Below are 22,672 nucleotides of genomic sequence, written 5' to 3'. Positions count from 1 at the left end.
CTCCTCAGCAGGTGCGGGTCGGATGCGGTGGTGCGGTCAGACTGGCGAGCCTACCCTCCTCCGCTGCCCCAAACGGGTGACTCTGCTCGCATCGGCTCGCTGACCTGGTGATCATCCCGCACGCCGGTGCTGTTTGGGACGAGATCGTTTCTCTACGTACATGCGCTCGTCGGCGGACTTCAGCACTTCGTCCGCGGTCATCCCGCAATGTGCCCAGCCGATGCCGAAGCTGGCGCCGACCCGCACGGCACGGCCCTCGGCGCGGATGGGCTGGATGATCTCGTTGCGCAGGCGCACGGCGAGGTCGGCGGCGTCGGCACGGCCGAGGCCGTCGGCGAGGATCACGAACTCGTCGCCGCCGAGCCGGGCGACGGTGTCGCCGTCGCGGACCTGGCGGGAGAGCCGGCGGGCGACCTCGATGAGGACCGCGTCGCCGGCGTTGTGGCCGAACCGGTCGTTGATCGACTTGAAGCCGTCGAGGTCGCAGAAGAGGACCGCGAGCCCCTTGGTGCCGTCGTCGCGGCCCTCTTCGGGGGCCGCGGTGTGCACATGGTGGTCGTAGCCGTCGAAGGTCTCGGCGCCGCCCGGCCGGTAGTCGAAACCGTGGCCGTTGGCGTCGAAGGCGGCGTGGCCGTAGGCCGCGTCCATGGCGTCGACTGCGGCGGGGTGGGTGGACTGCGGGCGCTGACAGAGCCGGGCGGCGAGGCGCGAGCGCAGTTCGGCCGAGTTCGGCAGGCCCGTGAGGGAGTCGTGGGAGGCGCGGTGGGCGAGCTGGAGCTCGCGGCGCTTGCGGTCCTCTATGTCCTCGACGTGGGTGAGGAGGAAACGGGGCCCGTCGGCGGCGTCGGCGACGACGGAGTTGCGCAGGCTGACCCAGACGTAGGTCCCGTCGCGGCGGCCGAGGCGGAGTTCGGCGCGCCCGCCCTCCGCGGAGGTGCGGAGCAGGGTGCCTATGTCCTCGGGGTGGACGAGGTCGGAGAACGAGTAGCGGCGCATCGCGGAGGCGGGGCGGCCGAGCAGGCGGCACAGGGCGTCGTTGGTCCGGAGTATGCGCCCGTGCTGGTCGCCGCCCATCTCGGCTATCGCCATGCCGGAGGGGGCGTACTCGAAGGCCTGCCGGAAGGATTCCTCACTGGCGCGCAGGGCCTGCTGCTCGCGCTCGAGCCTGACCAGTGCCCGCTGCATATTCGCGCGTAGACGTGCGTTGCTGATCGCGATGGCGGCCTGGAAGGCGTACATCTGGAGGGCCTCGCGGCCCCAGGCGCCGGGCCGCCGGCCGTTGCGCGGGCGGTCCACGGACAGGACGCCGATCAGCTCGCCGCAGGCGCCCCCGCTCCCGGGGGCGGCGGGCATGTACATCGGGGCGAAGAGACGGTCCGAGGGGTGCCACTCGTCCTCGAAACGGGGCGCGGGGCCGTCGGTGTACCACTGGGGCACGTCGTCGTCGTCGAGGACCCAGCCCTCGGTGTGCGGTATGAAGACCAGGTCGCCCCAGGTCTCGCCCATGCCGAGGCGGCGGTCCCAGGAGTCGCGCGAGCCGACCCGGCCGGTGATGAGGGCCTCGGCAGCCGGATTGCCGGCGAAGGCGGCGACGACGAGATCGCCGTCGGGGCGTACGAGATTGACGCACGCCAGTTCGTACCCGAGTGCCGTGACCACGCCGTCGGCGACGGTCTGCAATGTGTCGGCCAGACTGCGGGCCGTGTTCATGTCGGCCATGACCTGGTGCAGCTGTCGCAGGGACGCAAGGCGGACGTAAGGCTCCGACTCGGTCTCCATATGTTTCGCCCTCCCCCCGAGACTTCGCAGCGAATCAAGGGTTGTCTTCGGCGTAACGTCTTTTCTGATGCTGTGTTGTCGGTCTGTGTCTCCTTGTGACGCCTCCGCCACTGAATCACAGCGCGCTGCCCACTCGGTACACAGTGTCAACAATTAGTGCTTCTTGTGACTCAAGTCACAGGTGAAGATGAACATTTGAGTGGAGTTTCCGCGTTTCTCCTGTGTGTTTCCTGAACACGCACAGGCACCGAAACGGAGCGGGGAATCGGTCCACGGTCCTACGACCCTACTCGGGCGGAGGTCCGATGCGTGGGCCCTCGACGGACACTAGCGTTTCGGACGTGCCTCCAGACGTACTCAAGACCGCGCCCGAGCCCGTACCCCAGACCGTGCCGAAGACCCCTTCCGGGCATCCTGAGGGAGTGAGCAACGACGAGTTCCGCGCCGCCATGTCCCGGCTCGCCGACGGCGTGGTGCTGGTGACCGCCCGGGAGCCGTCCCTCGACCCGGACGATCCCGGGGCGCCGGACGGCGAGGACGTCGGCATGACGGCGACGGCCTTCATGTCCGTCTCCCTGGACCCGCCGCTCGTCCTGGTCGGTCTGCGCACCGGCTCCCGCATGGACGACCTCCTCGACGAGCAGCCCTCCTGGGCGGTGTCGGTGCTCTCCGACAACCAGCGCCACATCGCCGGCCGCTTCGCCATGAAGGGCCGCATCAGCGACCGGCTGCTCTTCGAGGACCTCCCGTACGTACGCGGCGAGACCAGCGGCGCACCCCTGGTCGGCGGCGCCCTGGCGACCCTGGAGTGCCGCACCGAGCAGCGGGTCGTGGCGGGCGACCACACGCTGGTGATCGGCCGGGTGCTGACCGCGTCGGCGCCGGGTGCGGACGGCGGTCCGCTGGTGTATTTCCGGGGCCGTTACCGGCAGTTGGGCTGACGCCGGAAATGCCGTGGCCGCCTGACGATCACTGCGCCTAAGGTGCCCGCATGACGACCCCCGGCCCCCGGCTTGAGAAAATCACCCCGCGCAATTTCGAGGCCGCGACCGGCATTCGGGTCCGCCCGGAACAGGAGTTCGCCGTCTCCCCGGTCATGCAGTCGCTCGCGGAGGCGTACGTCCATCCCGAAGGCGTCGCCTGGCCGCGTCTGATCATGGACGGCGACCGGCCCGTCGGTTTTCTGATGGCTTTCCTCGACATCGACTGGCGGGGGCGCGGCGACCGCTCCCTGGTCCGCTCCGGACTGTGGCGGCTGAACATCGCCGCCGGTGAACAGGGGCGCGGTTACGGCCGGTTCGCCGTGGAGCAGGTCGCCGCGGAGCTGCGCCGCCGTGGCACCGAGGAGCTGTACGTGACCTGGCACGAGGGCGAGCACGGTCCCGCCGGGTTCTATCTCGGACTGGGCTTCAGCCGGACGGGGGAGACCAGCGAGGGCGAGACGGTCGGCGTCCTCTCGCTGAGCTAGTGCCGCGGCGGGCAACGTTTGCCCGTCAAGGAGCGGCGTCCGGTGCGTGCTCTCGGCGTGCCGGCCGGAAGTCCTCGTACTGGACGTACCTGGGCTTTCGGCCGGTGCGGCGAGAGTGCGTGCCGGGCGTCGCGACGGGGCGAACGTTGCCTGTCGCGGCACTAGGACCTGTCGTCCGGATCAGGTCGGGGCCGGCGCCGGGACTGCCTACTCCCGGGCCGGCTGCCCGCCGTCGACCCGGACGAGGACGACCTCCTGCCGGGAGACGCGCTCGGGGTCGGTCACGATGTCGATCAGGGCGATCCGGCCGCCGTGCACGAACGTGAAGCTGAGCGTGCGCTCCACCCGGTCCCCGACGAGCACCGCCAGGCCCGTCGCGCCGTCGACGAGGGCGGGCCGGGCCACGGCGGCCAGGGAGGCGAAGCCCGACGCGCCCGCCGCGACCGCCGCCGCGCCCGCCACCGGTCCGGCCTCGGAGCGGGCCACGACATCCGGGTCCAGCACGGCGAGGAGCCCTTCGAAGTTCCCCTCCCTGGCAGCGGCCAGGAAGGCGTCGACCACCTTCCGCTGCCGGGCGGGATCGGCCTCCGGCTCCCGGGCGCCCCGCACCCGGCGCCGGGCCCGGCTGGCGAGCTGGCGCGCGGCTTCCGGGGTGCGGTCGACGACGGCGGCGATCTCCTCGTAGCCCACGCCGAACAGGTCGTGCAGCACGAACGCCAGCCGCTCCCCGGGGGTGAGGGTGTCCAGGACGACGAGCAGCGCGACGCCCACGGAGTCGGCGAGCAGCGCGTCCTGCGCCGGATCGGCCGCCTCGGACGACGGGGCGGGCGTCCAGTTCTCCAGCGGCTCCTCGGCACGCGAACGGCGCGAGCGCAGCATGTCCAGACAGACCCGGCCCACGACCGTCGTCAGCCAGCCCGCCAGGTTGTCGATCTCCCTGCCCGCGCTGTCGCCGCCGCTGCGGCTCAGCCGTACCCACGCCTCCTGAACGGCGTCCTCGGCCTCGGCGGCGGACCCGAGCATGCGGTGCGCGACGGCACGCAGGCGGCCGCGGTGCGCCTCGAAGCGGTCGGCGAGGAAGTCGTCGTCCCCTGTTGCCGTCATGCGTCACGTCCCTCTTCGCGATCGGCTGTCGGGTAACTGACGGACGGCGCGGGCGAGATGTGACATGCGGGACGCGGCACACCCACCCCGGGCGCCGGGAGAACGGGTCAGGGCCGGGCCTTCCGGGTCAGGACCAGTCCCGGCCGGTGCGGCCCCGCTTCGTCTGCGCCCGCTGCTTCTTCTCCCGCAACCGGCGCTCGTTGATCCCGCGCGGGATCCGGGTCGGCCGGCGCGGCTTGGGCGGCGGGGCGGTGGCCTCCGCGAGAAGGGTGGCGAGGCGTACGGCCGCGGTCTCGCGGTTGCGCCACTGGGAGCGGTGCTCGGAGGCGCGCACGGTGACGACGCCGTCGACGAGCCGACCGGCCAGCCGCTCGAGCGCCCGCGCCTTCCACACCTCGGGCAGCGCCTCGGTGCGCGCGAGGTCGAAGCGGAGCTCCACCTGCGAGTCGCTGGTGTTCACGTGCTGCCCGCCCGGCCCCGAAGACCGCGAGAAACGCCACATGAGCTCGGCCTCGGGAAGCGAGACGGAGCCGCGGACGACATAGGGACCAGACATGCCGACCATGTTCCCGCCCGCGGCGCTCCCACGTCACGCGAATATCCCCGCGAACCCGTCGCGACGCCCGGCGGACCCGCATCGGGGCACCTTGGTAAAGAAAGTAAAGAAACGCGGAGTGGCGGGGAACCTTGAGCACCCTTCGCTGCGTTCATAGGGATAGCTGTAGCTTCGTGCCCGTACGAAGCCCCGTACGAAGCCGTACGCAACGAGGGAAGGACTCCCAACCATGGCTGTAAGCCTGTCCAAGGGTGGCAACGTCTCGCTCACCAAGGAGGCTCCGGGCCTGACCGCCGTCACCGTGGGCCTCGGCTGGGACGTCCGCACCACCACCGGCACGGACTTCGACCTCGACGCCTCCGCGATCGCGGTCAACCCCCAGGGCAAGGTCTACTCCGACGGTCACTTCGTCTTCTTCAACAACAAGCAGACGCCGGACCAGACCATCGTCCACACCGGCGACAACCGCACCGGCGAGGGCGCGGGCGACGACGAGGCGATCAACGTCAACCTGGCCGGTCTGCCGGCCGACATCGAAAAGATCGTCTTCCCGGTCTCGATCTACGACGCGGAGAACCGCTCGCAGAACTTCGGCCAGGTCCGCAACGCCTACATCCGCATCGTCAACCAGGCCGGTGGCGCCGAGATCGCCCGCTACGACCTCTCCGAGGACGCGGCCACCGAAACGGCCATGGTCTTCGGCGAGCTCTACCGCAACGGCGCCGAGTGGAAGTTCCGCGCGGTGGGCCAGGGCTACGCGTCGGGTCTCGTGGGCATCGCCCAGGACTTCGGTGTGAGCGTCTGACGTCACGCGCCCACGCGCACGCTGCGGGGAGCCCCCGGCCACTCGGCCGGGGGCTCCCCGCACTCGGCCGGGGGTCCCGTACGCGTCTTCGCTCCGGACCCGAGCGGGAGCCGGGCCGCCCGCTGCCTCGGCCTCGCCGGCCCGGCCGACCCCTTCGGTCTGCCCGGCCGGCCGCAGTGCCGGTCCTGCCGACGTGTACGGCATGAAGACACCGGCGGGCCCGCGCATGTGACAGAGACGCGGGCCGACACCGACGGCCGTCGTCCTGGAACCGCGTGACGGCTCAGGGGCGTTGCGGCTTGCCCTCCCCGTACAGCCAGTCCGCCCAGATCTCGTCGAAGTCCTCGTCCGGCGCCTGCTGCTCCACATAGGCGGTGAAGTCCGCGGTGCCGGCGTTGCCGTGCCGGTGGGCGGCGGCCCAGCCCTGGACGATGTCGTAGAAGGCGTCGTCGCCGACGGTCGTGCGGATGCGGTGGATCACCATGGCGCCACGCTGGTAGACGGGGCTGTCGGAGATGTACGCGGCGGTCGGGGGCTTCGCGGGAGGGAAGGCCCACAGGTCCTCGTACTCGTCCTCGCCGTGGTCGTACAGCTGGGTGAACCTCTCCTGCGCGCCGGCGCCACCCTCGTCCTCGTTCCACAGCCACTCGGCGTAGGTCGCGAAGCCCTCGTTGAGCCACATGTCCTGCCAGGCCTTCGGGGTGACGGAGTCGCCGAACCACTGGTGGGCGGTCTCGTGGACGAAGGTCTCCAGGTCGGGGGCGCCGGGGTAGACGGGACGGCTCTGGGTCTCCAGGGCGTAGGCGGCGTCCTCGGGGCGGTCGACGATCGCACCGGCGGAGGAGAACGGGTAGGGGCCGAAGTTGGTCTCCGCCCACTCCATGACGTCGGGGAGCCGCGCGAGCACGTCGCGGCCTGCGGCCACCTGGGACGGGTCGACGGCGACGTACACCGGCAGGACGCCGTTCCTCGCGGCACCGGCACCGGTGTCCGCGGTACGGGTGACGGTGGGCCGGGTGACGGTGTAGTGGCCGATCGCGAGGGTCGCGACATAGCTCGCCATCGGCTCGGCGCTGTGCCAGTCGAAGGTCCTGCGGCCGTCGCCCGCTGTCCTCTCGCTCCTCAACTCGCCGTTGGAGACGGCCGTCAGGCCTTTCGGCACGGTGACGGCGATGTCGTACGACGCCTTGTCGGAGGGGTGGTGATTGCCGGGGAACCAGGCCATGGAGCCGTTCGGTTCGCCCAGGGCGAGCGCTCCGTCCGCGGTGCGCAGCCACCCCTCCTTGGAGCCGTCCGAGTCGGTGATCGTCCGCGGGCTGCCGGAGTAACGGACCCGGACCTCGAAGGTCTCGCCCTCGGTCAGGGTGCCGGACGGGCGGACGATCAGCTCCTGGCCGTCGCGGCGGAACTCGGCCGCGTCGCCGCCGACGGTGACCTCGTCGACGTCCATGCCCACCAGGTCCAGGTCGAAGGCGGCGAGGTCCTCCGTCGCGCGGGCTGTGACGACGGCGGTGCCGCCGAGCCGGTTGCCTTGCGGGGTGTAGGCGAGGGTGAGGCCGTAGTGGGAGACGTCGTAGCCGCCGTTGCCCGCCTTCGGGAAGTACGGGTCGCCGAGCCCCGGGGCGCCCGAGGTGTCCGGCCCCCCTCCGTCGTCGCACGCGGTCAGGGCGAGCAGGAGGGTCGTGGCGGCCATCACCGGAACAAGGCGTACGGATCGGGGCATGTCAGTGATCCTATGGGGCCGACCGGCCCGGGCCCGGGGGCGTGACACCATCGCCTACGTGCTCGACATCGGCTACGCCCTCTCCCACCGCTTCCCGGACCCGCCGCAGCTGGACTACCGGCGCGCGGACGTCCGCACCCTGCGCCACGACCTGTTCTGCGGCGACGTCTACCTCGCCGACACCAAGGCCGACCGCGAGGTGTCCACAGCCTGGGGATGGGTGCCGGTGCTGGACTTCGCCTGGGCGTTGTGCGACATCGTGGAGCGGATCGACCGGGACCCGGCGGGCTCCCGCGCCTCCCGCCCGCAGTACGCGGAACTGGACTTCACCGAGTCCACCGACCGCATGCTCTTCGAGCGCCGCTTCGGCTGGGTGGACATCGAGGCGGACTGGATGCCGGCGGAGGAGCCTCCCCTCACCTTCTCCCACGCCGAACTCCGCCGCGAGGCCCGTGACTTCCTGCACGACCTCCTCGCCGACCTGACCGACCTGCACGAGGACCTGGCCGAGAACCCGGCGATCTGGAGCCTTCAGTCCCGCTTCCCCCGGCTCGGCTAGCACCGCTCTCGACGCCGGGTCCCCCTCGGATGCCCGCTGTGTCATGTCCCCGCTCTGCCGGCTCTCCCGGCTCTCCCGGCGCCTTCCTCAGTCCTCCACCCTGATGCCGAGTTGCCCGGCCAGGACCGGGGCCAGGTCCAGCAGTTGGGCCGTGCTGATCACCGCGCCCGACAGGCGGTCCACACCGCCCGCGATGCCGAGTTCCGCCGCTCCGCGCAGGTCCACGTCCGTCAGGGTGGCGGAGGTGAAGTCGGCGGACTTCAGGGCGCAGTCGACGAACTCGACGCGTTCCAGGCGGGCGCCGCCGAAGTCCGGTTCGACCAGGACGCACGCCTCGAAGACCACGTCCCGCAGCCGCGCCTGACGCAGGTTGAGGTAGTCGATCTTGCCGCCGCGGATCACGACCCGTTCCAGCACGGCGCCGTACATCTGCGTGCCGCCCAGGCGGGCGTCGAGCAGCTCGACATCGCGCAGGGTCGACTCCGCCAGTTCCGTACCGACACCGCGGACGCCGGTGAGGACCGAGTCGAGGAAGCGGGTGTGGCGCAGCCGCGTCCCGTCCAGTGCGCAGCCCCTCAGGGCGCAGTCCATGAAACGCGCGCCCCCGCCGTCCTGCCCGGCGAGGTCCAGCTCGCACAGCTCCACGCCGTCGTAGTCCCCGTCGGGCTCCAGCTCCCCGCCCCGGTACGGCTCCAGCGCCGGCAGCCGCAGCTCGGGACGCCGGGCCCCCTTCACCGCCGCACCGGCCCTGCCGCTCCCACTGCCCCCGCCGGCCCTGCCGGTACCTGTCCTCGCCATGCCCCCATGCTGCACCCCGCCACTGACAATCCCGTGCCCGCAGCCCCGCTCCCCCGCGGGCCGCCCCAGGCACCGCCCCGGGCACCGCCCGCAAGCCGCTCGAGAGCGGCGCGCGAGCCGTTCAGGGATGCGACAAGGGGCGATTCGTGGTGTTCTGTCGGAATGAGTGTCACCCGGACAGGTGAATCCTCCGCCGACACCGCGCCCGATCCCCGCCGCTGGTGGGGCCTGGTGATCATCGCTCTCGCCCAGCTCATGGTCGTGCTGGACGCCACGATCGTGAACATCGCGCTGCCTTCGGCCCAGGAGGACCTCGGCATCTCCGACGGCAACCGGCAATGGGTGATCACCGCCTACACCCTCGCCTTCGGCGGTCTGCTCCTGCTCGGCGGCCGCATCGCCGACCTGGCGGGCCGCAAGCGCACCTTCGTCATCGGGCTGATCGGATTCGCCGCCGCCTCCGCGCTCGGCGGGGCGGCCACCAACTCGGCCATGCTGTTCGGCGCCCGCGCCCTCCAGGGCGCCTTCGCGGCCGTGCTCGCCCCTTCCGCGCTCAGCCTGCTGACGACGACGTTCACCGACCCCAGGGAACGCGGCAAGGCCTTCGGCATCTACGGCGCCCTCGCCGGCAGCGGCGCCGCGATCGGCTTCATCGTCGGCGGTCTGCTCACCGAGTACCTCGACTGGCGCTGGTGCCTCTACGTCAACGTGCCCATCGCCGTCATCGCCGTGCCGGGCGCCCTCGCGCTGCTCCACGACCGCCCCGGTCACGCGGACGTCCGCCTCGACGTTCCCGGCGCGCTGCTGGGCTGCGGCGGTCTGGTGGCGATCGTCTACGGCTTCAGCGAGGCCGAACCGCGCGGCTGGACCGACCCCCTGGTGCTGGCCCTCCTCGGGGGCGGGCTCGTCCTGCTCGCGGTCTTCGTGTGGTGGCAGACCAAGGCGCGGGTGCCGTTGCTGCCCCTGCACATCATCAAGGACCGCAACCGCGCGGGCTGCTTCCTGACCATGGGCCTCGCCGTCATCGGCATGTTCGGGCTGTTCCTGTTCATGACCTACTACCTCCAGGTCATCCTCGGCTACTCCCCCGTGCGGACGGGCCTCGCCTTCCTCCCCCTCACCCTCGCGATCATCATCGGCTCCACCCAGATCTCCGCCCGGCTGATGAACCGTGTGCCGCCGCGCATGCTGATGGTCCCCGGCATGCTCCTCGCCTCGGGCGGCATGGTGATCCTCACCCGGATGACCGTGCACTCCTCCTACGCCGGCGACATCCTGCCCGCGCTGCTGCTGATGGGGCTCGGCATGGGCCTGACCTTCATGCCGGTCTTCTCAACCGCCACCGCCGGAGTCGCCCCGAAGGACGCGGGCGTCACCTCCGCCACCGTCAACACCTCGCAGCAGGTGGGCGGCTCCATCGGCACCGCGCTGCTCAACACGATCGCCACCACCAGCAGCGCCGCTTACCTCGCGGCCCACGTGACGGGCCCCGCCCGCAGGGCACAGGTCGCCGCGGAAGGCACCGTGCACGGCTACACGGTCGCCATCTGGTGGGCCGCCGGAATCATGCTGCTGGCCGGCCTGGTGGCGGGCCTGATGGTCACCACCGGCCCCCCGAGGCGCGCGCCGGCCGCGGCGACCGTACCGGAGTCGGTGGGCTGACCGGCGGGTGCACTGCCGAAGGCGGCCGTCCCCGGCGGTGCGTCAGTGGCGTCCCGCCACCCGGTCCGCGATCCGCGCCAGCCGCGACGACCCCGCCGCGTGGGTCCGCGTCTCCCGCCGGTCCGCCGCCCGGTACGTCGCGTACATGCCCTGCACCCCCAGCCAGCGCAGCGGCTCGGGCTCCCACCGGCGCACCCGGTGACCGACCCAGGGAAGGCCGGTCAGTTCGGTGGTCCCCGCCTCCCCGGAATCGAGAAGCACCAGATCCCGCAACGTCCGGCCCGCCAGGTTCGCGGTGGCGACACCCGAACCGACATAGCCGCCCGCCCAGCCGACGCCCGTGGCCCGGTCCAGCGTCACCGTCGCGCACCAGTCGCGCGGCACGCCCAGCACCCCGGACCAGGCGTGCTCGACCCGTACCCCGGCCAGCGCCGGGAAGAACGCGACCAGGACCTCCCGCAGCGCCCGCGCGGTCTCGGCCTGCGTCCGCCCGTCGTTGTCGGTCCGCGAACCGAAGCGGTAGGGCACTCCGCGCCCGCCGAGCGCGATCCGGCCGTCGACCGTGCGCTGCGCGTACATGTAGGCGTGCGCCATGTCGCCCAGCGCCTCCCGACCGGCCCAGCCGACCGCCGCCCACTGCTCCTCGGTGAGCGGCTCGGTGGCGATCATCGAGGAGTTCATGGGCAGCCAGGTCCGCCGCTCCCCCTTCAAAGCGGCCGTGAACCCCTCCGTGCAGCGCAGCACGTACGGCGCCCGCACGGTCCCGTACGGCGTCACCGCCCGCCCCGGCAGGATCTCCGTCACCGGCGTCGACTCACGGACCTCCACCCCCAGCGCCTCCACGGCCGCCGCGAGCCCCTTCACCAGTCTCACCGGGTGCACGCGCGCACCGTGCGGGGTCCAGCTCGACCCCACGGCGCCCGCCACGCGTACCCGCTCGGCCGTCTCCCGGGCTCCGTACAGCTCGCGGTCCCGTTCCCCGTACGACAACTCGTGCGCGTGGAACGTCCTCAGCCGCGCCAGCTGCGCCGGGGTCCGGGCCACCTCCAGCACCCCGCCCCGGTGGACCCCGGCGTCGAACCCCTCCCGCGCCACCACCCGGACGACCTCGTCGACGGTGTCGTTCATGGCCCGCTGGAGCCGTACGGCGGCCTCGTGACCGTGCAGCTCGGCGTACCTGTCACGGCCCGCGACGCCGTTGTACAGCCAGCCGCCGTTGCGCCCCGACGCGCCGTAACCGCAGAACCTCTGCTCCAGCACGGTGATCCGCAGGGAGGGCGCCGTCTTCTTCAGGTAGTACGCCGTCCAGAGCCCGGTGTACCCACCGCCGACGATCACGACGTCGGCGGAGGTGTCACCGGCGAGCGGCTCCCGCACCGCCGGAAGACCGTCGTGCGCGTACCAGAAGGAGACACCGCCGTTGACGACGCCATGGCCGCCGCTGTTCACGCCACCGCTCGCCGAGCTGCTCATGGCCGGACGTTAACCCGGCGGCGCGGGCGCTGTCTCCTTCGGATTCCGCACTCCTGCGCGCCCTCTGACCAGCGGATAGCACCCCAGCCCGACGAGGACGGAGACGAAGTGACCGAAGTCGGTGAAGGTCGGCCCGGCGGTCAGCGGGACGGCGTAGAAGACGAGAACGGCCGCGAGATACCCGTACCGCCAGGGCGAGGGGATCCGGTAGACCAGTACCGCCACCACCCCCGACAACGCGTAACTCACGCCGACGTCCAGGGTGTTGACCGCCGACTGCGGCGCGAGCCCGTCCCGGATCGCCTTCGCCAGCGCCCCTTCGCTGAGCAGCGTCGCCAGCACGTGCGCGGCCGCGCACACCGCCAGCCATCGCGCGGTCCCCAGCCAGCGCTCCGCCTGGGCATGGAAGACGGAGTACAGCACCGCGTACGGCAGCCAGTACCCGCCGTCGATCCACATCGCGCTCGCCACCAGCACCCGCACCGGATGCCGGGACAGCTCATGGATGTTGGTGGACCGCTGCCTCAGGAACTCCTGCTCGAACTCCGGTGACATGTGGTGCAGGGCGACCGAGGTGAAGAACAGGACCGTCAGCCACACGTACGTGCCGGGCGCGCCGCGGACATACGCCCAGACCGCCCGCGGCGCCCCGGAAACTCCCCTGAACCGCTTCACGCGGCCCAGTATCGTCCGCGAAGCGACCGGCATTGCGGCCGCACCGGCGACAGAACAGGTCAAAGCATGTGAAAGCCCAGGTCGGACAGAGCGCCGACCCGGGCTTCCCATGGAGCCCCCTGTCGGATTCGAACCGACGACCTGCGCATTACAAGTGCGCTGCTCTGGCCAGCTGAGCTAAGGAGGCACCGCGCGCGGCGATGCCGCGCGCGAGGCGGCTCCACTGTACACAGCCGCGGTTTCCCCGGGCCACGGACTTCTCCCGTCCGCGCGGCTCCCACCGGGAGCGACGCCGCCCCCCTTCGGGGATTTCCGTGAAGTTCACATGCCCCCAGGTACTGACAGGCCGGGAAACGCCAGGTACCGTCCTGACCCAGTTCGCTCATGTGGACTACACCAACCACCTTCCTACAACGGATCGTCCGGCACGTTCCTGCCGGTAGAAGGGGGCCTCAGAACCATGGCCACTGTTACGTTCGACAAGGCGACCCGGATCTACCCGGGCTCCACGAAGCCCGCCGTCGACGCGCTCGAGATCGATATCGCGGACGGCGAGTTCCTCGTCCTGGTCGGCCCGTCCGGCTGCGGCAAGTCCACCTCGCTCCGGATGCTCGCGGGGCTCGAGGACGTCAACGGCGGTGCGATCCGCATCGGCGACCGCGACGTCACCCACCTGCCGCCGAAGGACCGGGACATCGCCATGGTGTTCCAGAACTACGCGCTGTACCCGCACATGTCGGTCGCCGACAACATGGGCTTCGCGCTCAAGATCGCCGGCGTCAACAAGGCGGAGATCCGGCAGAAGGTCGAGGAGGCCGCGAAGATCCTCGACCTCACCGAGTACCTGGACCGCAAGCCGAAGGCCCTCTCGGGTGGTCAGCGCCAGCGTGTCGCGATGGGCCGCGCCATCGTGCGTGAGCCGCAGGTCTTCCTCATGGACGAGCCGCTGTCCAACCTGGACGCCAAGCTCCGCGTCTCGACGCGTACGCAGATCGCCTCGCTCCAGCGCCGTCTCGGCATCACCACCGTCTACGTCACCCACGACCAGGTCGAGGCCCTGACGATGGGCGACCGGGTTGCGGTCCTCAAGGACGGTCTGCTCCAGCAGGTCGACACCCCGCGCAACATGTACGACCGGCCCGCCAACCTCTTCGTGGCCGGCTTCATCGGCTCCCCGGCGATGAACCTCGTCGAGGTGCCGATCGCCGACGGCGGCGTGAAGTTCGGCAACTCGGTGGTGCCGGTGCAGCGCGACGCGCTCTCCGCCGCCACCGACAAGACGGTCACCGTCGGTGTCCGCCCCGAGCACTTCGACGTGGCCGGAGCCGACTCCGACCAGGGTGTCGCGGTCGTCGTGAACGTCGTCGAGGAGCTCGGCTCCGACGCCTTCGTCTACGGCACCGCGAAGGTCGGCGCCGAGTCGAAGGACCTCGTGGTCCGCGTCGGCGGCCGTGACGTCCCGGAGAAGGGCAGCACGCTGCACGTCGTCCCGCGCGCGGGCGAGACCCACGTGTTCTCGACGTCGACGGGCGCACGCCTCTCCGACTGACCGGGATCAGGACCGACGAAGAGGGCCCCGCAGCAGGCTGCGGGGCCCTCTTCCATGCCCGCGGAACGGCCGGACGGCGACCACCGGATCACGACACGGCGGACCTTTCGCCGGGCGCTCGTCAACCCCCTACCCAAAAGGGAGCACGTCTTCATCCCCCGTCCGGGTGACTCAATGTCGCCGCATCATCACTGCACGCTACCCTCTCACGCGTGAAGCACTCCGTGAACCACTCCACCACCCAGCGCACGCGCCGCGGCCAGGGCGGCCCAGCCCGCCGTATCGGCCGCTCGCTCGCCCTCGTCCTGCCCGTCGTCATGGTGCTCTCAGGGACCCTCGCGGTCACCCGGGTCAACTGGTCGGGGAGCCCCTCGGATTCGGTGCTCACCGCCTCCGACGTCTCCACCGTGCACCAGTCCTCGCGCAAGGCCGCCAAGGCCCCGCAGGACGTGCTGCGCGACCAGTTGCTGACCGAGCTCCAGGAGAAAGACCCTGGCACCGCCCTGACCCACCTCCAGGCTGCCGTGAACGGCAAGCCATCGCTGGCGAAGCACTGCTCCTCCATCGCCCGCGCCCTGGGCCGCGCCGCCGTCCGCGTCTACGGCCCCTCGCGCGCCCAGTCGTACGCCCGCCCGGTGTGCGACACGGCCTTCGCCTCGGGCGTCCTGGCGGCCCGCGGCTGAGCCACCGGGGCCCGAGGCCCGTACCGGACCGGGGCGTGGGGTCCCACTGCCGTCAGGGGTGTTCCCGCCGGGCGAGCGCCCGGCGGGAACCGCGCCTGGGGGAAGACCTCCCGTCGGGGCACCCGCACGCCCCGGAACAAGCGGCACGTACAGTGCGGGCATGACCGATCCGCACGCCGCGTCCCGCCCCACGCAAGCCGTCATCCTGGCCGGTGGCCAGGGGTCCCGGCTGCGTCCGTACACCGACGACCGGCCCAAGCCGATGGTCGAGATCCCCGGCACGGGGACGCCGATCATCGGCCACCAGCTCGGCTGGCTCGCCGAGGAGGGCGTCACCGACGTCGTCGTCTCCTGCGGTCATCTCGCCGAGGTCCTCCAGGACTGGCTCAAGAGCGCCGATCTGCCCGTCAAGGTGACCACCGTCGTGGAGACGGAGCCTCTGGGCCGTGGCGGCGGCCTGAAGTACGCGGCCGCCCACCTGCCCCACCCCGACCGGTCCTGGTACGCCACCAACGGCGACATCTGGACCCGTTTCTCGCTGCGCGAGATGGCCGACTTCCACACCGAGCGTGACGCCGTGGCGACCCTCGCGCTGGCGCGTCCCCGCATTCCGTGGGGCGCGGTACAGACGGACGGCTTCGGCCACATCACCGACTTCATCGAGGCGCCGCCCACGACGTACGAGATCAACGCGGGCGTCTACGTCTTCTCCCCCGCCTTCGCCGGGCTGCTCCCCGAGCGTGGGGACCACGAGCGGACGACGTTCCCGCACCTCGCCCGTGAGCGGCGGCTGGCCGGGTTCCCGATCCCGCAGGGAGCGTACTGGCGGGCCATCGACACCGCGAAGGATCTCACCGAGGCGGCGAAGGAACTGGCGGCGCTCAGCCGCTGACGGCCGGGCCGGGGGCGTCCTGTCGTCGTCCACGGGCCGGCGGGGGCTGGTCGCGCAGTCCCCCGCGCGCCTGAACGGCCGAGGGTGCCGTGCGCTTCTCAGCGCACGGCACCCTCGGCCGTTCGTTTCCCGCCGCGTTACCCGAGCAGCCCGCCCACCAGGCCCGGCTGGCCCGAGGACGACGAGCCGCCGTCCGAGCCGCTGCCGCCGCCGCTCGCGGAGCCGCCGGAGGTGGCCGCGCCGCCGGAGCTGGGGCCCGAGCTGGTGGCGGGGGCGTGCTCCTGCGGCGTGGACCGCTCGGGCGGCGCCTCGCCCCCGGTGCCCTGGGTCTGGCTGGGCGCGCCGGCGTCACCACCGCCGGTGGTGCCCGAGTCCTCGGCCTCGGAGGGCTCGCTGTCCGTGCCCGCCGTCGGAGCGGCCGAGGTGGCGCCCTGCGTGGGCGAGGTGGACGCGGACGGCTCCTTGGACGCCTTGTGCGAGCCGGACTTCTGCGGCAGCGGCGAACCGGGCAGCTCGTTGCGCGGAGGCTCGCCCGGACCGGGGACGATCACCCGGTCGGCGTCGCGGACGGCGCCGCCGAGCAGCGAGCCGACCAGCAGCGTGAGTCCGACGGCGATCGCGGTGACCAGGGCGCCGCGACGCAGCACGTACCGGCGCAGCTCCCACAGGTCGGAGCGCGGACCGAGCCGGCGCCAGGCGGCTGCGGCGAGGCGGCCGTCGACCGAGTAGACGGGGGCGCCGGCGATGATCAGCGGCGACCAGGCGGCCAGGTAGATGATGTCGGGGGTGTCGTAGACCGGGACGGTCTTCCAGCTGACGGTGACGATGAGCGCGGCGGAGAGTCCGGCGCCGACCACCGCGGCGACCCGCTGCCAGCAGCCGAGGACCGTGAGGACGCCCACGACGACCTGGAGGAAGGCGATGACCAGACCGGAGCCGACGGGGTGGTGCAGGGCGAACTGGCGCAGCGGTTCGGCGACTTCCCACGGGTGCAGGGTGTTGAGCCACTTCACCATGGAGCCGCGCTTGCCGCCGTCGAAGTAGACGGGGTCGCACAGCTTGCCCATGCCGGCGTAGATCGAGATGAAGCCGAGGAAGATGCGCAGCGGGAGCAGGACCACGCCGAGGTTCATCCGGCGGCCCGGGAAGTAGGCGTGCCGGGCGGGGTCGTCGCTGCCGTGGCGCCGGCTGCGCGGAGCCCGTTCGGGTTCGGTACCGGCTTCCCCGAAGTCCTCGAACCCGCCGTCGTCGTAGGCCGGTTCGTTGTAGGCGGGTTCGTCGTAGGCGCTGCCGACGCCGCGCATGTGCGGCAGGATCCGCTGCTCGCCGTCGACGGGGGCCCGCTGGGCTCCGACGATCGGGGTCTCGAGGGTCTGCGCGGCGAGGCCGCCGTCGTAGCCGCGGCCTCCCATGTCGACGCGGGGGATGACCTGGGTGGCTCCGGCGTCGGCGGCGGGCGGCTCGCCGTGGCCGACGCTGCCTGCCCGCACGGCCTGGAGCAGTCGGTGGGCGCCGGTGTCGTCGGGGGCGGACTTGCCGCTCCAGACGACGGCTCGCCGACGGCCACCGGAAGCGGCGCCCGCTCTGCCCACCGCCCCGACGGCGGCCATGCGCGCGGTGTCATCGATGGCGCTCACGTGCCGGGCGATCCGCGGGGATTGGTTACGCCGCGCCGACGCGCCCAGCTGCACGCGGAAGCTCGCGTGGCTGACGATGATCTGCGCCGGATCGCTCGGCACCTTCACCATGCTCAGCGCGGGAGCGTCGTCGAATCCCGACGAGCGGTCCTCCGTGGGTGTGCGGGGTGTTCTGGTGTCCACACTCATCTAACCGAGTGACGTGTGTTTAGGACACTGCTTTGACCCGCCGGATCTGTCCGGACTCCGTCAAGGTTGCGCTACTCGCCGGGATTAACCCGTCCGAGTGAACTCACCCACCACCTCGCGACCACTCCGCGAGCTGCCGACAGCGGCCTCACAGCCACACGTCCAGGCCCGCGGACCGAGCGATTCCCGATCCCGGACCTGCCTGCCCGGCGTCGGCCATCCGGCGTCCGGCGTCCGGCCACGAACCCCGCCGACCCGCGTCGCCACGGCCGCGGCCGCCCTGACTGCGGCCGCCACAGCATCGTCGGCCGGCGCCGTACGCGCCGGCCGACGATGTGTCAGCTCCTGCGCCGAGCCGCTTCGTACAGCACGATCCCGGCCGCGACACCCGCGTTGAGGGATTCCGCGCCACCCGGCATCGGGATCCGGACCCGGAAGTCGCAGGTCTCGCCGACCAGACGGGAGAGCCCCTTGCCCTCGCTGCCGACGACGATGACGACCGGGCCGTCCAGGGCCTTCAGCGTGCCGACCTCGTGCTCGCCGTCGGCGGCCAGGCCGACGACCGCGATGCCGGCCTTCTTGTAGGCCTCCAGGGCGCGGGTGAGGTTGGTGGCGCGGGCGACCGGGGTGCGGGCGGCCGCACCGGCGGACGTCTTCCAGGCGCCGGCCGTCATACCGGCCGCGCGACGCTCGGGGACGACGACGCCGTGCCCGCCGAAGGCGGAGACGGAGCGGACGACGGCGCCCAGGTTGCGCGGGTCGGTCACGCCGTCGAGGGCGACGATCAGCGGGTCCTCGCCGTTGTCGTAGGCGGCGGCCGCCAGGTCCTCGGGGTGCGCGTACTCGTACGGCGGGACCTGGAGGACCAGGCCCTGGTGGTTGAGGCCGTTGGTCATGCGGTCCAGCTCGGGACGCGGGGCCTCCATGAGGTGGATGCCGCCGCGCTCACCGGCGAGCTGGAGCGCCTCGCGCACCCGCTCGTCGTTGTCGATGAACTGCTGCACGTAGAGCATCGTCGCGGGCACGCCCTCGCGCAGCGCCTCTACGACCGAGTTGCGGCCGACGACCATCTCGGACGTGCCCTTGCCGCCACGGCCGCGCGCGGTGGGCCGGCGCACGGCCTGCTTCGCCTTGGCGGTCGCGATGCGGTTCGCCTTGTGCTTCTTGCGCATCTCGGCGGGCGGGGTCGGCCCCTTGCCTTCCAGGCCCCGGCGCCGCTGGCCGCCACTGCCGACCTGCGCGCCCTTCTTGCCGGACATGCGGCGGTTGTTGGCTGCCATGAGTCTCTCGTCTCCGTGAGCTTTCGTACGTACGTCTTATGCAGTGTGCCGCCCGGAAGGCCGGGCGGCACAGTCGATCAAGGACACGCCCTGCGGCCGTCCCGGAGCGGTCTAGCGCGGGCCGAGGCTCCAGCGCGGTCCCTGCGGGCCGTCCTCGATGGCCAGGCCGGACTGGTTGAGCTGGTCACGAATGGCGTCCGCGGTCGCCCAGTCCTTGCGCCCGCGGGCCGACTCCCGCTGGTCGAGGACGAGTCGTACGAGGCTGTCGACCACGCCGTGCAGGTCCTCGCCCTGACTCTCCTCACCCGCCCAGTGTGCGTCGAGCGGGTCCAGACCGAGGACGCCGAGCATGGCGCGGACCTCTGCGAGGCGGGCCACGGCGGCTTCCTTGTCGTCGGCGGCGAGGGCCGAGTTCCCCTGCCGTACCGTCGTGTGCACGATGGCCAGCGCCTGCGGAACACCCAGGTCGTCGTCCATCGCGTCGGCGAAGGCGGGTGGCACCTCGGCCGCCGGCTCGACGACTCCCCCGGCCTTCTCGACGACCCGCTGCACGAAGCCCTCGATCCGCGCGAACGCCGACTCGGCCTCGCGCAGCGACTCCTCGCTGTACTCGATCATCGAGCGGTAGTGCGGGGTGCCGAGGTAGTAGCGCAGCACGATCGGGCGCCACTGCTTCACCATCTCGGAGACGAGGACGCTGTTGCCCAGCGACTTCGACATCTTCTCGCCGCTCATGGTGACCCAGGCGTTGTGCACCCAGAACCGCGCGAACTCGTCCCCGTAGGCCTTGGCCTGGGCGATCTCGTTCTCGTGGTGCGGGAAGATCAGGTCGAGGCCGCCGCCGTGGATGTCGAAGACGGGACCCAGGTACTTGTGCGCCATGGCCGAGCACTCGAGATGCCAGCCGGGACGCCCGCGGCCCCAGGGGGTCTCCCAGCTCGGCTCCCCCGGCTTGACGGACTTCCACAGGGCGAAGTCACGCTGGTCGCGCTTGCCGGTCTCGCCGTCGCCGGAGGGCTGGCGCAGGTCGTCCAGGTCCTGGTTGGACAGCTCCAGGTAGCCCGGGAACGAGCGCACGTCGAAGTAGACGTTGCCGTCGGCCTCGTAGGCGTGACCGCGCTCGATCAGGCCGCGCATCATCTCGATCATCTCGGGGACGTGCCCGGTGGCGCGGGGCTCGTAGGTCGGCGGCAGGCAACCGAGTGCCTGGTAGCCGTCGTTGAACGCCCGCTCGTTCTCGTACCCGATCGACCACCAGGGGCGGCCCTGGTCGTGCGACTTGGCGATGATCTTGTCGTCGATGTCGGTGACGTTGCGGATGAACGTGACGTCGTAACCGCGGTGGGTGAACCAGCGGCGCATGATGTCGAAGTTCAGGCCCGAGCGGATGTGCCCGATGTGCGGGGCGGCCTGCACGGTGGCACCACAGAGGTAGATCGAGACACAACCCGGCTTGAGCGGGGTGAAGTCACGGATCTGCCGGGTATTGGTGTCGTGCAGGCGAATGGTCACCACTCCAGGGTAGTGGGCGCGAAGCGATGCCCCGAGCCCCTTCCGCCCAAGGGCCACACATTCGTGACATGCCATGGCATATGTCGGCCGGGGCGGGCGCCGCGGCCTCAGCCGGTGGTCGTTTCTCCGCCTGTTTCTCCGCCCGTTCCGCCCTCCGTGCCGGTGCGGGTGCCGGTGTGTGCCACCAGCGCCGTCGCGATCGCCATCAGGCCTTCGTCCCGGCCGGGGAAACCGAGCCCGTCGGTCGTCGCACCCGACACGGACACCGGGGCTCCCGCCGCCTCCGACAGGATTTTCTGGGCCTCGTCGCGGCGCTTGCCGATCTTGGGGCGGGGGCCGACGACCTGTACGGCGATGTTGCCGATCACGAAGCCCGCCTCGCGGACGATCCGGGCCGCCTCGGTCAGCAGGGTGACGCCGGAGGCGCCGGACCACTCGGGCCGCCCGGTGCCGAAGTGCTGCCCCAGGTCACCGAGGCCGGCGGCGGAGAAAAGCGCGTTGCAGGCGGCGTGGGCGACGACGTCCGCGTCGGAGTGCCCGGCCAGGCCGGGGCCCGCTCCCTCCCACTTCAGACCCGCGCACCACAGCTCGCGGCCCTCTTCGAAGGCGTGGATGTCGGTACCGATGCCGACCTGGGGCAGGACCACCCCCGCGAAGGGCGTCTCAGAAGCCATCGTTGAGCCTCCTGCGGGCCAGGACCGCCTCCGCGAGGACCAGGTCCAGAGGGCGGGTCACCTTGAAGGCCTCCTCGTGACCGGGGACGACCACGACCGTCAGGCCCAGCTGCTCGACCATGCTCGCGTCGTCGGTGACGTCGCCGGTGACCGACTCGTGGGCGCGGACGAGGGTGGCCCGGTCGAAGCCCTGCGGGGTCTGCACGGCGCGCAGGCGGCCGCGTTCCGGGGTGGCGACGACCGGTTCGGGGTCACCGGCGGTGCGGGCCGGTTCGACCTCCTTGACGGTGTCCGCGAGCGGAAGGGCCGGGACCACGGCCGGGGCGCCGTCCCGTACGGCCTCGATCACCGCGTCCACCGTGTCGACGGGAACGAGGGGCCGGGCGGCGTCGTGCACGAGGACGATGTCATGGCCGGGGGGAAGCGCGTCCAGGCCGAGCTTCACGGACTCCTGACGGGAGTCACCGCCGGGGACGACCAGGAAGTCGGTGCGGTCGGGCAGCGCGTGCGCGTCGAGCAGCGACTTGACCTCGGCGGTGCCGTCCGGCGGGGCCACGACGACGACCAGCGAGACGGCGCGGGAGGCGGCGAGGGCGCGCACGGCGTGGATCAGCATGGGTGTGCCGCCCAGGGTGCGGAGCGCCTTGGGGGCGCCCGGGCCGAGACGGACACCCCGGCCGGCGGCCGGGATCACCGCGGCCGTGCGGGCGGGCGCGGGGGAGGGACGCGAATCGTCAGACATCGGTTCCTGTCAGGTTTGTGTGCTGGCCTGGCGTGGGTATGGCCTGGGAAGTGCCGGGCACGACGCCCTGACCGGACCCTTCCGTGACGTTCTGGTCGAGGCGGCGGCCCGGGCCCGGCGCATCAAGTATCGAAGCACCGGTCGAAGCACCAGGGGGCAGTATCGACCGACCGCCCCCGTGGGGTAGGGCGTACGGCGGCGTCCGAGCGTGAACATGCCGCAGCGCCCGGCGACGGGAATACGTCATCGGGCACCGCGGCATTTCGGTGTTCTTCAGTGTGCCGAGGCCGGTTCCGGGCCGGTATCGGGACTCGAGAACCTTGTCGAGCTCGGCAGGCTCAGGAGGCGAGGACCTCGTCGAGCAGAGCTTCGGCCTTGTCCTCGTTGGTGTTCTCCGCGAGAGCGAGTTCACTCACCAGGATCTGGCGGGCCTTGGCGAGCATGCGCTTCTCACCGGCGGAGAGTCCGCGCTCGCGCTCACGACGCCACAGGTCACGCACTACTTCCGCGACCTTGATGACATCGCCGGAGGCGAGCTTCTCCAGATTTGCCTTGTAACGACGCGACCAGTTCGTGGGCTCCTCGGCGTACGGCGCGCGCAGCACCTCGAAGACCCGGTCCAGCCCGTCCTGACCGACCACATCACGTACGCCGACGAACTCCGCATTGTCCGCTGGCACACGTACCGTCAGGTCACCCTGGGCGACCTTCAGCACCAAGTAGGTCTTGTCCACGCCTTTGATCTGGCGAGTTTCGATGGCCTCGATCAGCGCGGCCCCGTGATGGGGATAGACCACGGTGTCGCCAACCTTGAACGTCATGTGACAGGTACCCCTTCCGTGGCTATCCAGGGTAACACGGAAACTGCGGGTTCTGAATGGCGTTTTCGCAGGTCAGGGCATATCTCGGGGC

21 protein-coding genes and 1 tRNA gene are annotated in these 22,672 nt (G+C 71.5%); 8 read left to right on the top strand and 14 right to left on the bottom strand.

Annotated features, from left to right (window positions below):
- Window positions 1–111: 111 nt before the first annotated feature.
- Window positions 112–1,779 carry a diguanylate cyclase CdgB gene (gene cdgB / locus OHS71_RS22675; RefSeq protein ID WP_328481188.1) on the bottom strand — a complete coding sequence of 556 codons (1,668 nt, stop codon included), beginning with the start codon at window positions 1,777–1,779 and terminating at the stop codon, window positions 112–114.
- A gap of 341 nt (window positions 1,780–2,120) precedes the next feature.
- Here cdgB and OHS71_RS22670 point away from each other — a divergent pair, with 341 nt between their 5' ends.
- Together OHS71_RS22670 and OHS71_RS22665 are read left to right on the top strand one after the other, a co-directional pair.
- Window positions 2,121–2,720: a flavin reductase family protein gene (locus OHS71_RS22670; RefSeq protein ID WP_328481187.1), complete on the top strand. Its 600-nt coding sequence runs from the start codon at window positions 2,121–2,123 to the stop codon at window positions 2,718–2,720.
- Window positions 2,721–2,770: 50 nt separating this feature from the next.
- Window positions 2,771–3,247: a GNAT family N-acetyltransferase gene (locus tag OHS71_RS22665; protein WP_328481186.1), complete on the top strand. Its 477-nt coding sequence runs from the start codon at window positions 2,771–2,773 to the stop codon at window positions 3,245–3,247.
- Between the two features lie 207 nt (window positions 3,248–3,454).
- Here OHS71_RS22665 and OHS71_RS22660 read toward each other — a convergent pair whose 3' ends face one another.
- Entirely contained in the window at window positions 3,455–4,351 is an 897-nt protein-coding gene (locus tag OHS71_RS22660; protein WP_328481185.1) for a sigma-70 family RNA polymerase sigma factor, read from the bottom strand.
- 127 nt (window positions 4,352–4,478) lie between these two features.
- Window positions 4,479–4,916 carry an alternative ribosome rescue aminoacyl-tRNA hydrolase ArfB gene (gene arfB, locus OHS71_RS22655; protein ID WP_328481184.1) on the bottom strand — a complete coding sequence of 146 codons (438 nt, stop codon included), beginning with the start codon at window positions 4,914–4,916 and terminating at the stop codon, window positions 4,479–4,481.
- A 220-nt stretch (window positions 4,917–5,136) separates the two neighbouring features.
- Between arfB and OHS71_RS22650 the strand changes: the two genes are divergently transcribed.
- Entirely contained in the window at window positions 5,137–5,712 is a 576-nt protein-coding gene (locus OHS71_RS22650) for a TerD family protein (protein WP_328481183.1), read from the top strand.
- Between the two features lie 283 nt (window positions 5,713–5,995).
- Here OHS71_RS22650 and OHS71_RS22645 read toward each other — a convergent pair whose 3' ends face one another.
- Window positions 5,996–7,435 carry a M1 family metallopeptidase gene (locus OHS71_RS22645; RefSeq protein ID WP_328481182.1) on the bottom strand — a complete coding sequence of 480 codons (1,440 nt, stop codon included), beginning with the start codon at window positions 7,433–7,435 and terminating at the stop codon, window positions 5,996–5,998.
- Window positions 7,436–7,493: 58 nt separating this feature from the next.
- On the opposite strand from OHS71_RS22645, the gene OHS71_RS22640 reads away from it, so the two are divergent.
- Window positions 7,494–7,994: a hypothetical protein gene (locus OHS71_RS22640; RefSeq protein WP_328484597.1), complete on the top strand. Its 501-nt coding sequence runs from the start codon at window positions 7,494–7,496 to the stop codon at window positions 7,992–7,994.
- 87 nt (window positions 7,995–8,081) lie between these two features.
- Here OHS71_RS22640 and OHS71_RS22635 read toward each other — a convergent pair whose 3' ends face one another.
- Window positions 8,082–8,792: a pentapeptide repeat-containing protein gene (locus OHS71_RS22635; RefSeq protein ID WP_328481181.1), complete on the bottom strand. Its 711-nt coding sequence runs from the start codon at window positions 8,790–8,792 to the stop codon at window positions 8,082–8,084.
- A 162-nt stretch (window positions 8,793–8,954) separates the two neighbouring features.
- On the opposite strand from OHS71_RS22635, the gene OHS71_RS22630 reads away from it, so the two are divergent.
- Window positions 8,955–10,454 (top strand): MFS transporter, encoded by a 1,500-nt coding sequence (locus tag OHS71_RS22630; protein ID WP_328481180.1) that lies wholly within the window; start codon window positions 8,955–8,957, stop codon window positions 10,452–10,454.
- Window positions 10,455–10,496: 42 nt separating this feature from the next.
- Here OHS71_RS22630 and OHS71_RS22625 read toward each other — a convergent pair whose 3' ends face one another.
- From OHS71_RS22625 to OHS71_RS22615, 3 genes are all read right to left on the bottom strand, one after another.
- Window positions 10,497–11,927 carry an NAD(P)/FAD-dependent oxidoreductase gene (locus OHS71_RS22625; protein ID WP_328481179.1) on the bottom strand — a complete coding sequence of 477 codons (1,431 nt, stop codon included), beginning with the start codon at window positions 11,925–11,927 and terminating at the stop codon, window positions 10,497–10,499.
- Window positions 11,928–11,936: 9 nt separating this feature from the next.
- Window positions 11,937–12,635 carry a rhomboid-like protein gene (locus OHS71_RS22620; RefSeq protein ID WP_443047012.1) on the bottom strand — a complete coding sequence of 233 codons (699 nt, stop codon included), beginning with the start codon at window positions 12,633–12,635 and terminating at the stop codon, window positions 11,937–11,939.
- A 77-nt stretch (window positions 12,636–12,712) separates the two neighbouring features.
- Window positions 12,713–12,789: transfer RNA gene (locus OHS71_RS22615), tRNA-Thr, on the bottom strand.
- A 273-nt stretch (window positions 12,790–13,062) separates the two neighbouring features.
- On the opposite strand from OHS71_RS22615, the gene OHS71_RS22610 reads away from it, so the two are divergent.
- The 3 genes from OHS71_RS22610 (at window position 13,063) to OHS71_RS22600 (ending at window position 15,726) form a co-directional block, all read left to right on the top strand.
- Complete coding sequence (locus OHS71_RS22610; protein WP_328481177.1) at window positions 13,063–14,151, top strand: ABC transporter ATP-binding protein; 1,089 nt, start codon at window positions 13,063–13,065, stop codon at window positions 14,149–14,151.
- Window positions 14,152–14,375: 224 nt separating this feature from the next.
- Window positions 14,376–14,834 carry a hypothetical protein gene (locus tag OHS71_RS22605; protein WP_328484596.1) on the top strand — a complete coding sequence of 153 codons (459 nt, stop codon included), beginning with the start codon at window positions 14,376–14,378 and terminating at the stop codon, window positions 14,832–14,834.
- Window positions 14,835–14,994: 160 nt separating this feature from the next.
- Complete coding sequence (locus OHS71_RS22600; protein ID WP_328481176.1) at window positions 14,995–15,726, top strand: nucleotidyltransferase family protein; 732 nt, start codon at window positions 14,995–14,997, stop codon at window positions 15,724–15,726.
- Between the two features lie 137 nt (window positions 15,727–15,863).
- Here OHS71_RS22600 and OHS71_RS22595 read toward each other — a convergent pair whose 3' ends face one another.
- From OHS71_RS22595 to OHS71_RS22570, 6 genes are all read right to left on the bottom strand, one after another.
- Window positions 15,864–17,552, bottom strand: a complete 1,689-nt coding sequence (locus OHS71_RS22595; protein ID WP_328481175.1) for a DoxX family membrane protein — start codon at window positions 17,550–17,552, stop codon at window positions 15,864–15,866.
- 338 nt (window positions 17,553–17,890) lie between these two features.
- The gene (rlmB, locus tag OHS71_RS22590; RefSeq protein ID WP_328481174.1) at window positions 17,891–18,832 is read right to left on the bottom strand and encodes a 23S rRNA (guanosine(2251)-2'-O)-methyltransferase RlmB; all 942 of its coding nucleotides are present in this window, start codon (window positions 18,830–18,832) and stop codon (window positions 17,891–17,893) included.
- 111 nt (window positions 18,833–18,943) lie between these two features.
- Window positions 18,944–20,344: a cysteine--tRNA ligase gene (gene cysS, locus OHS71_RS22585; protein ID WP_328481173.1), complete on the bottom strand. Its 1,401-nt coding sequence runs from the start codon at window positions 20,342–20,344 to the stop codon at window positions 18,944–18,946.
- Between the two features lie 107 nt (window positions 20,345–20,451).
- A complete protein-coding gene (gene ispF, locus OHS71_RS22580) occupies window positions 20,452–21,018 on the bottom strand; it encodes a 2-C-methyl-D-erythritol 2,4-cyclodiphosphate synthase (RefSeq protein ID WP_328481172.1) in 567 nt (188 codons plus the stop codon).
- On the bottom strand, window positions 21,008–21,760 hold the full coding sequence (gene ispD, locus OHS71_RS22575) for a 2-C-methyl-D-erythritol 4-phosphate cytidylyltransferase (protein ID WP_328481171.1): 753 nt from the start codon (window positions 21,758–21,760) through the stop codon (window positions 21,008–21,010). The genes ispF and ispD overlap by 11 nt, the downstream gene beginning before the upstream one ends.
- 338 nt (window positions 21,761–22,098) lie before the next feature.
- Complete coding sequence (locus tag OHS71_RS22570; RefSeq protein WP_003953493.1) at window positions 22,099–22,581, bottom strand: CarD family transcriptional regulator; 483 nt, start codon at window positions 22,579–22,581, stop codon at window positions 22,099–22,101.
- Window positions 22,582–22,672: the final 91 nt, after the last annotated feature.

Origin of the sequence: Streptomyces sp. NBC_00377, assembly GCF_036075115.1 — a bacterium.
Taxonomy (GTDB): Bacteria; Actinomycetota; Actinomycetes; order Streptomycetales; family Streptomycetaceae; genus Streptomyces.
Note: the sequence above shows the minus strand (reverse complement) of the source record. Positions and strands in the feature narration are given on the sequence as shown.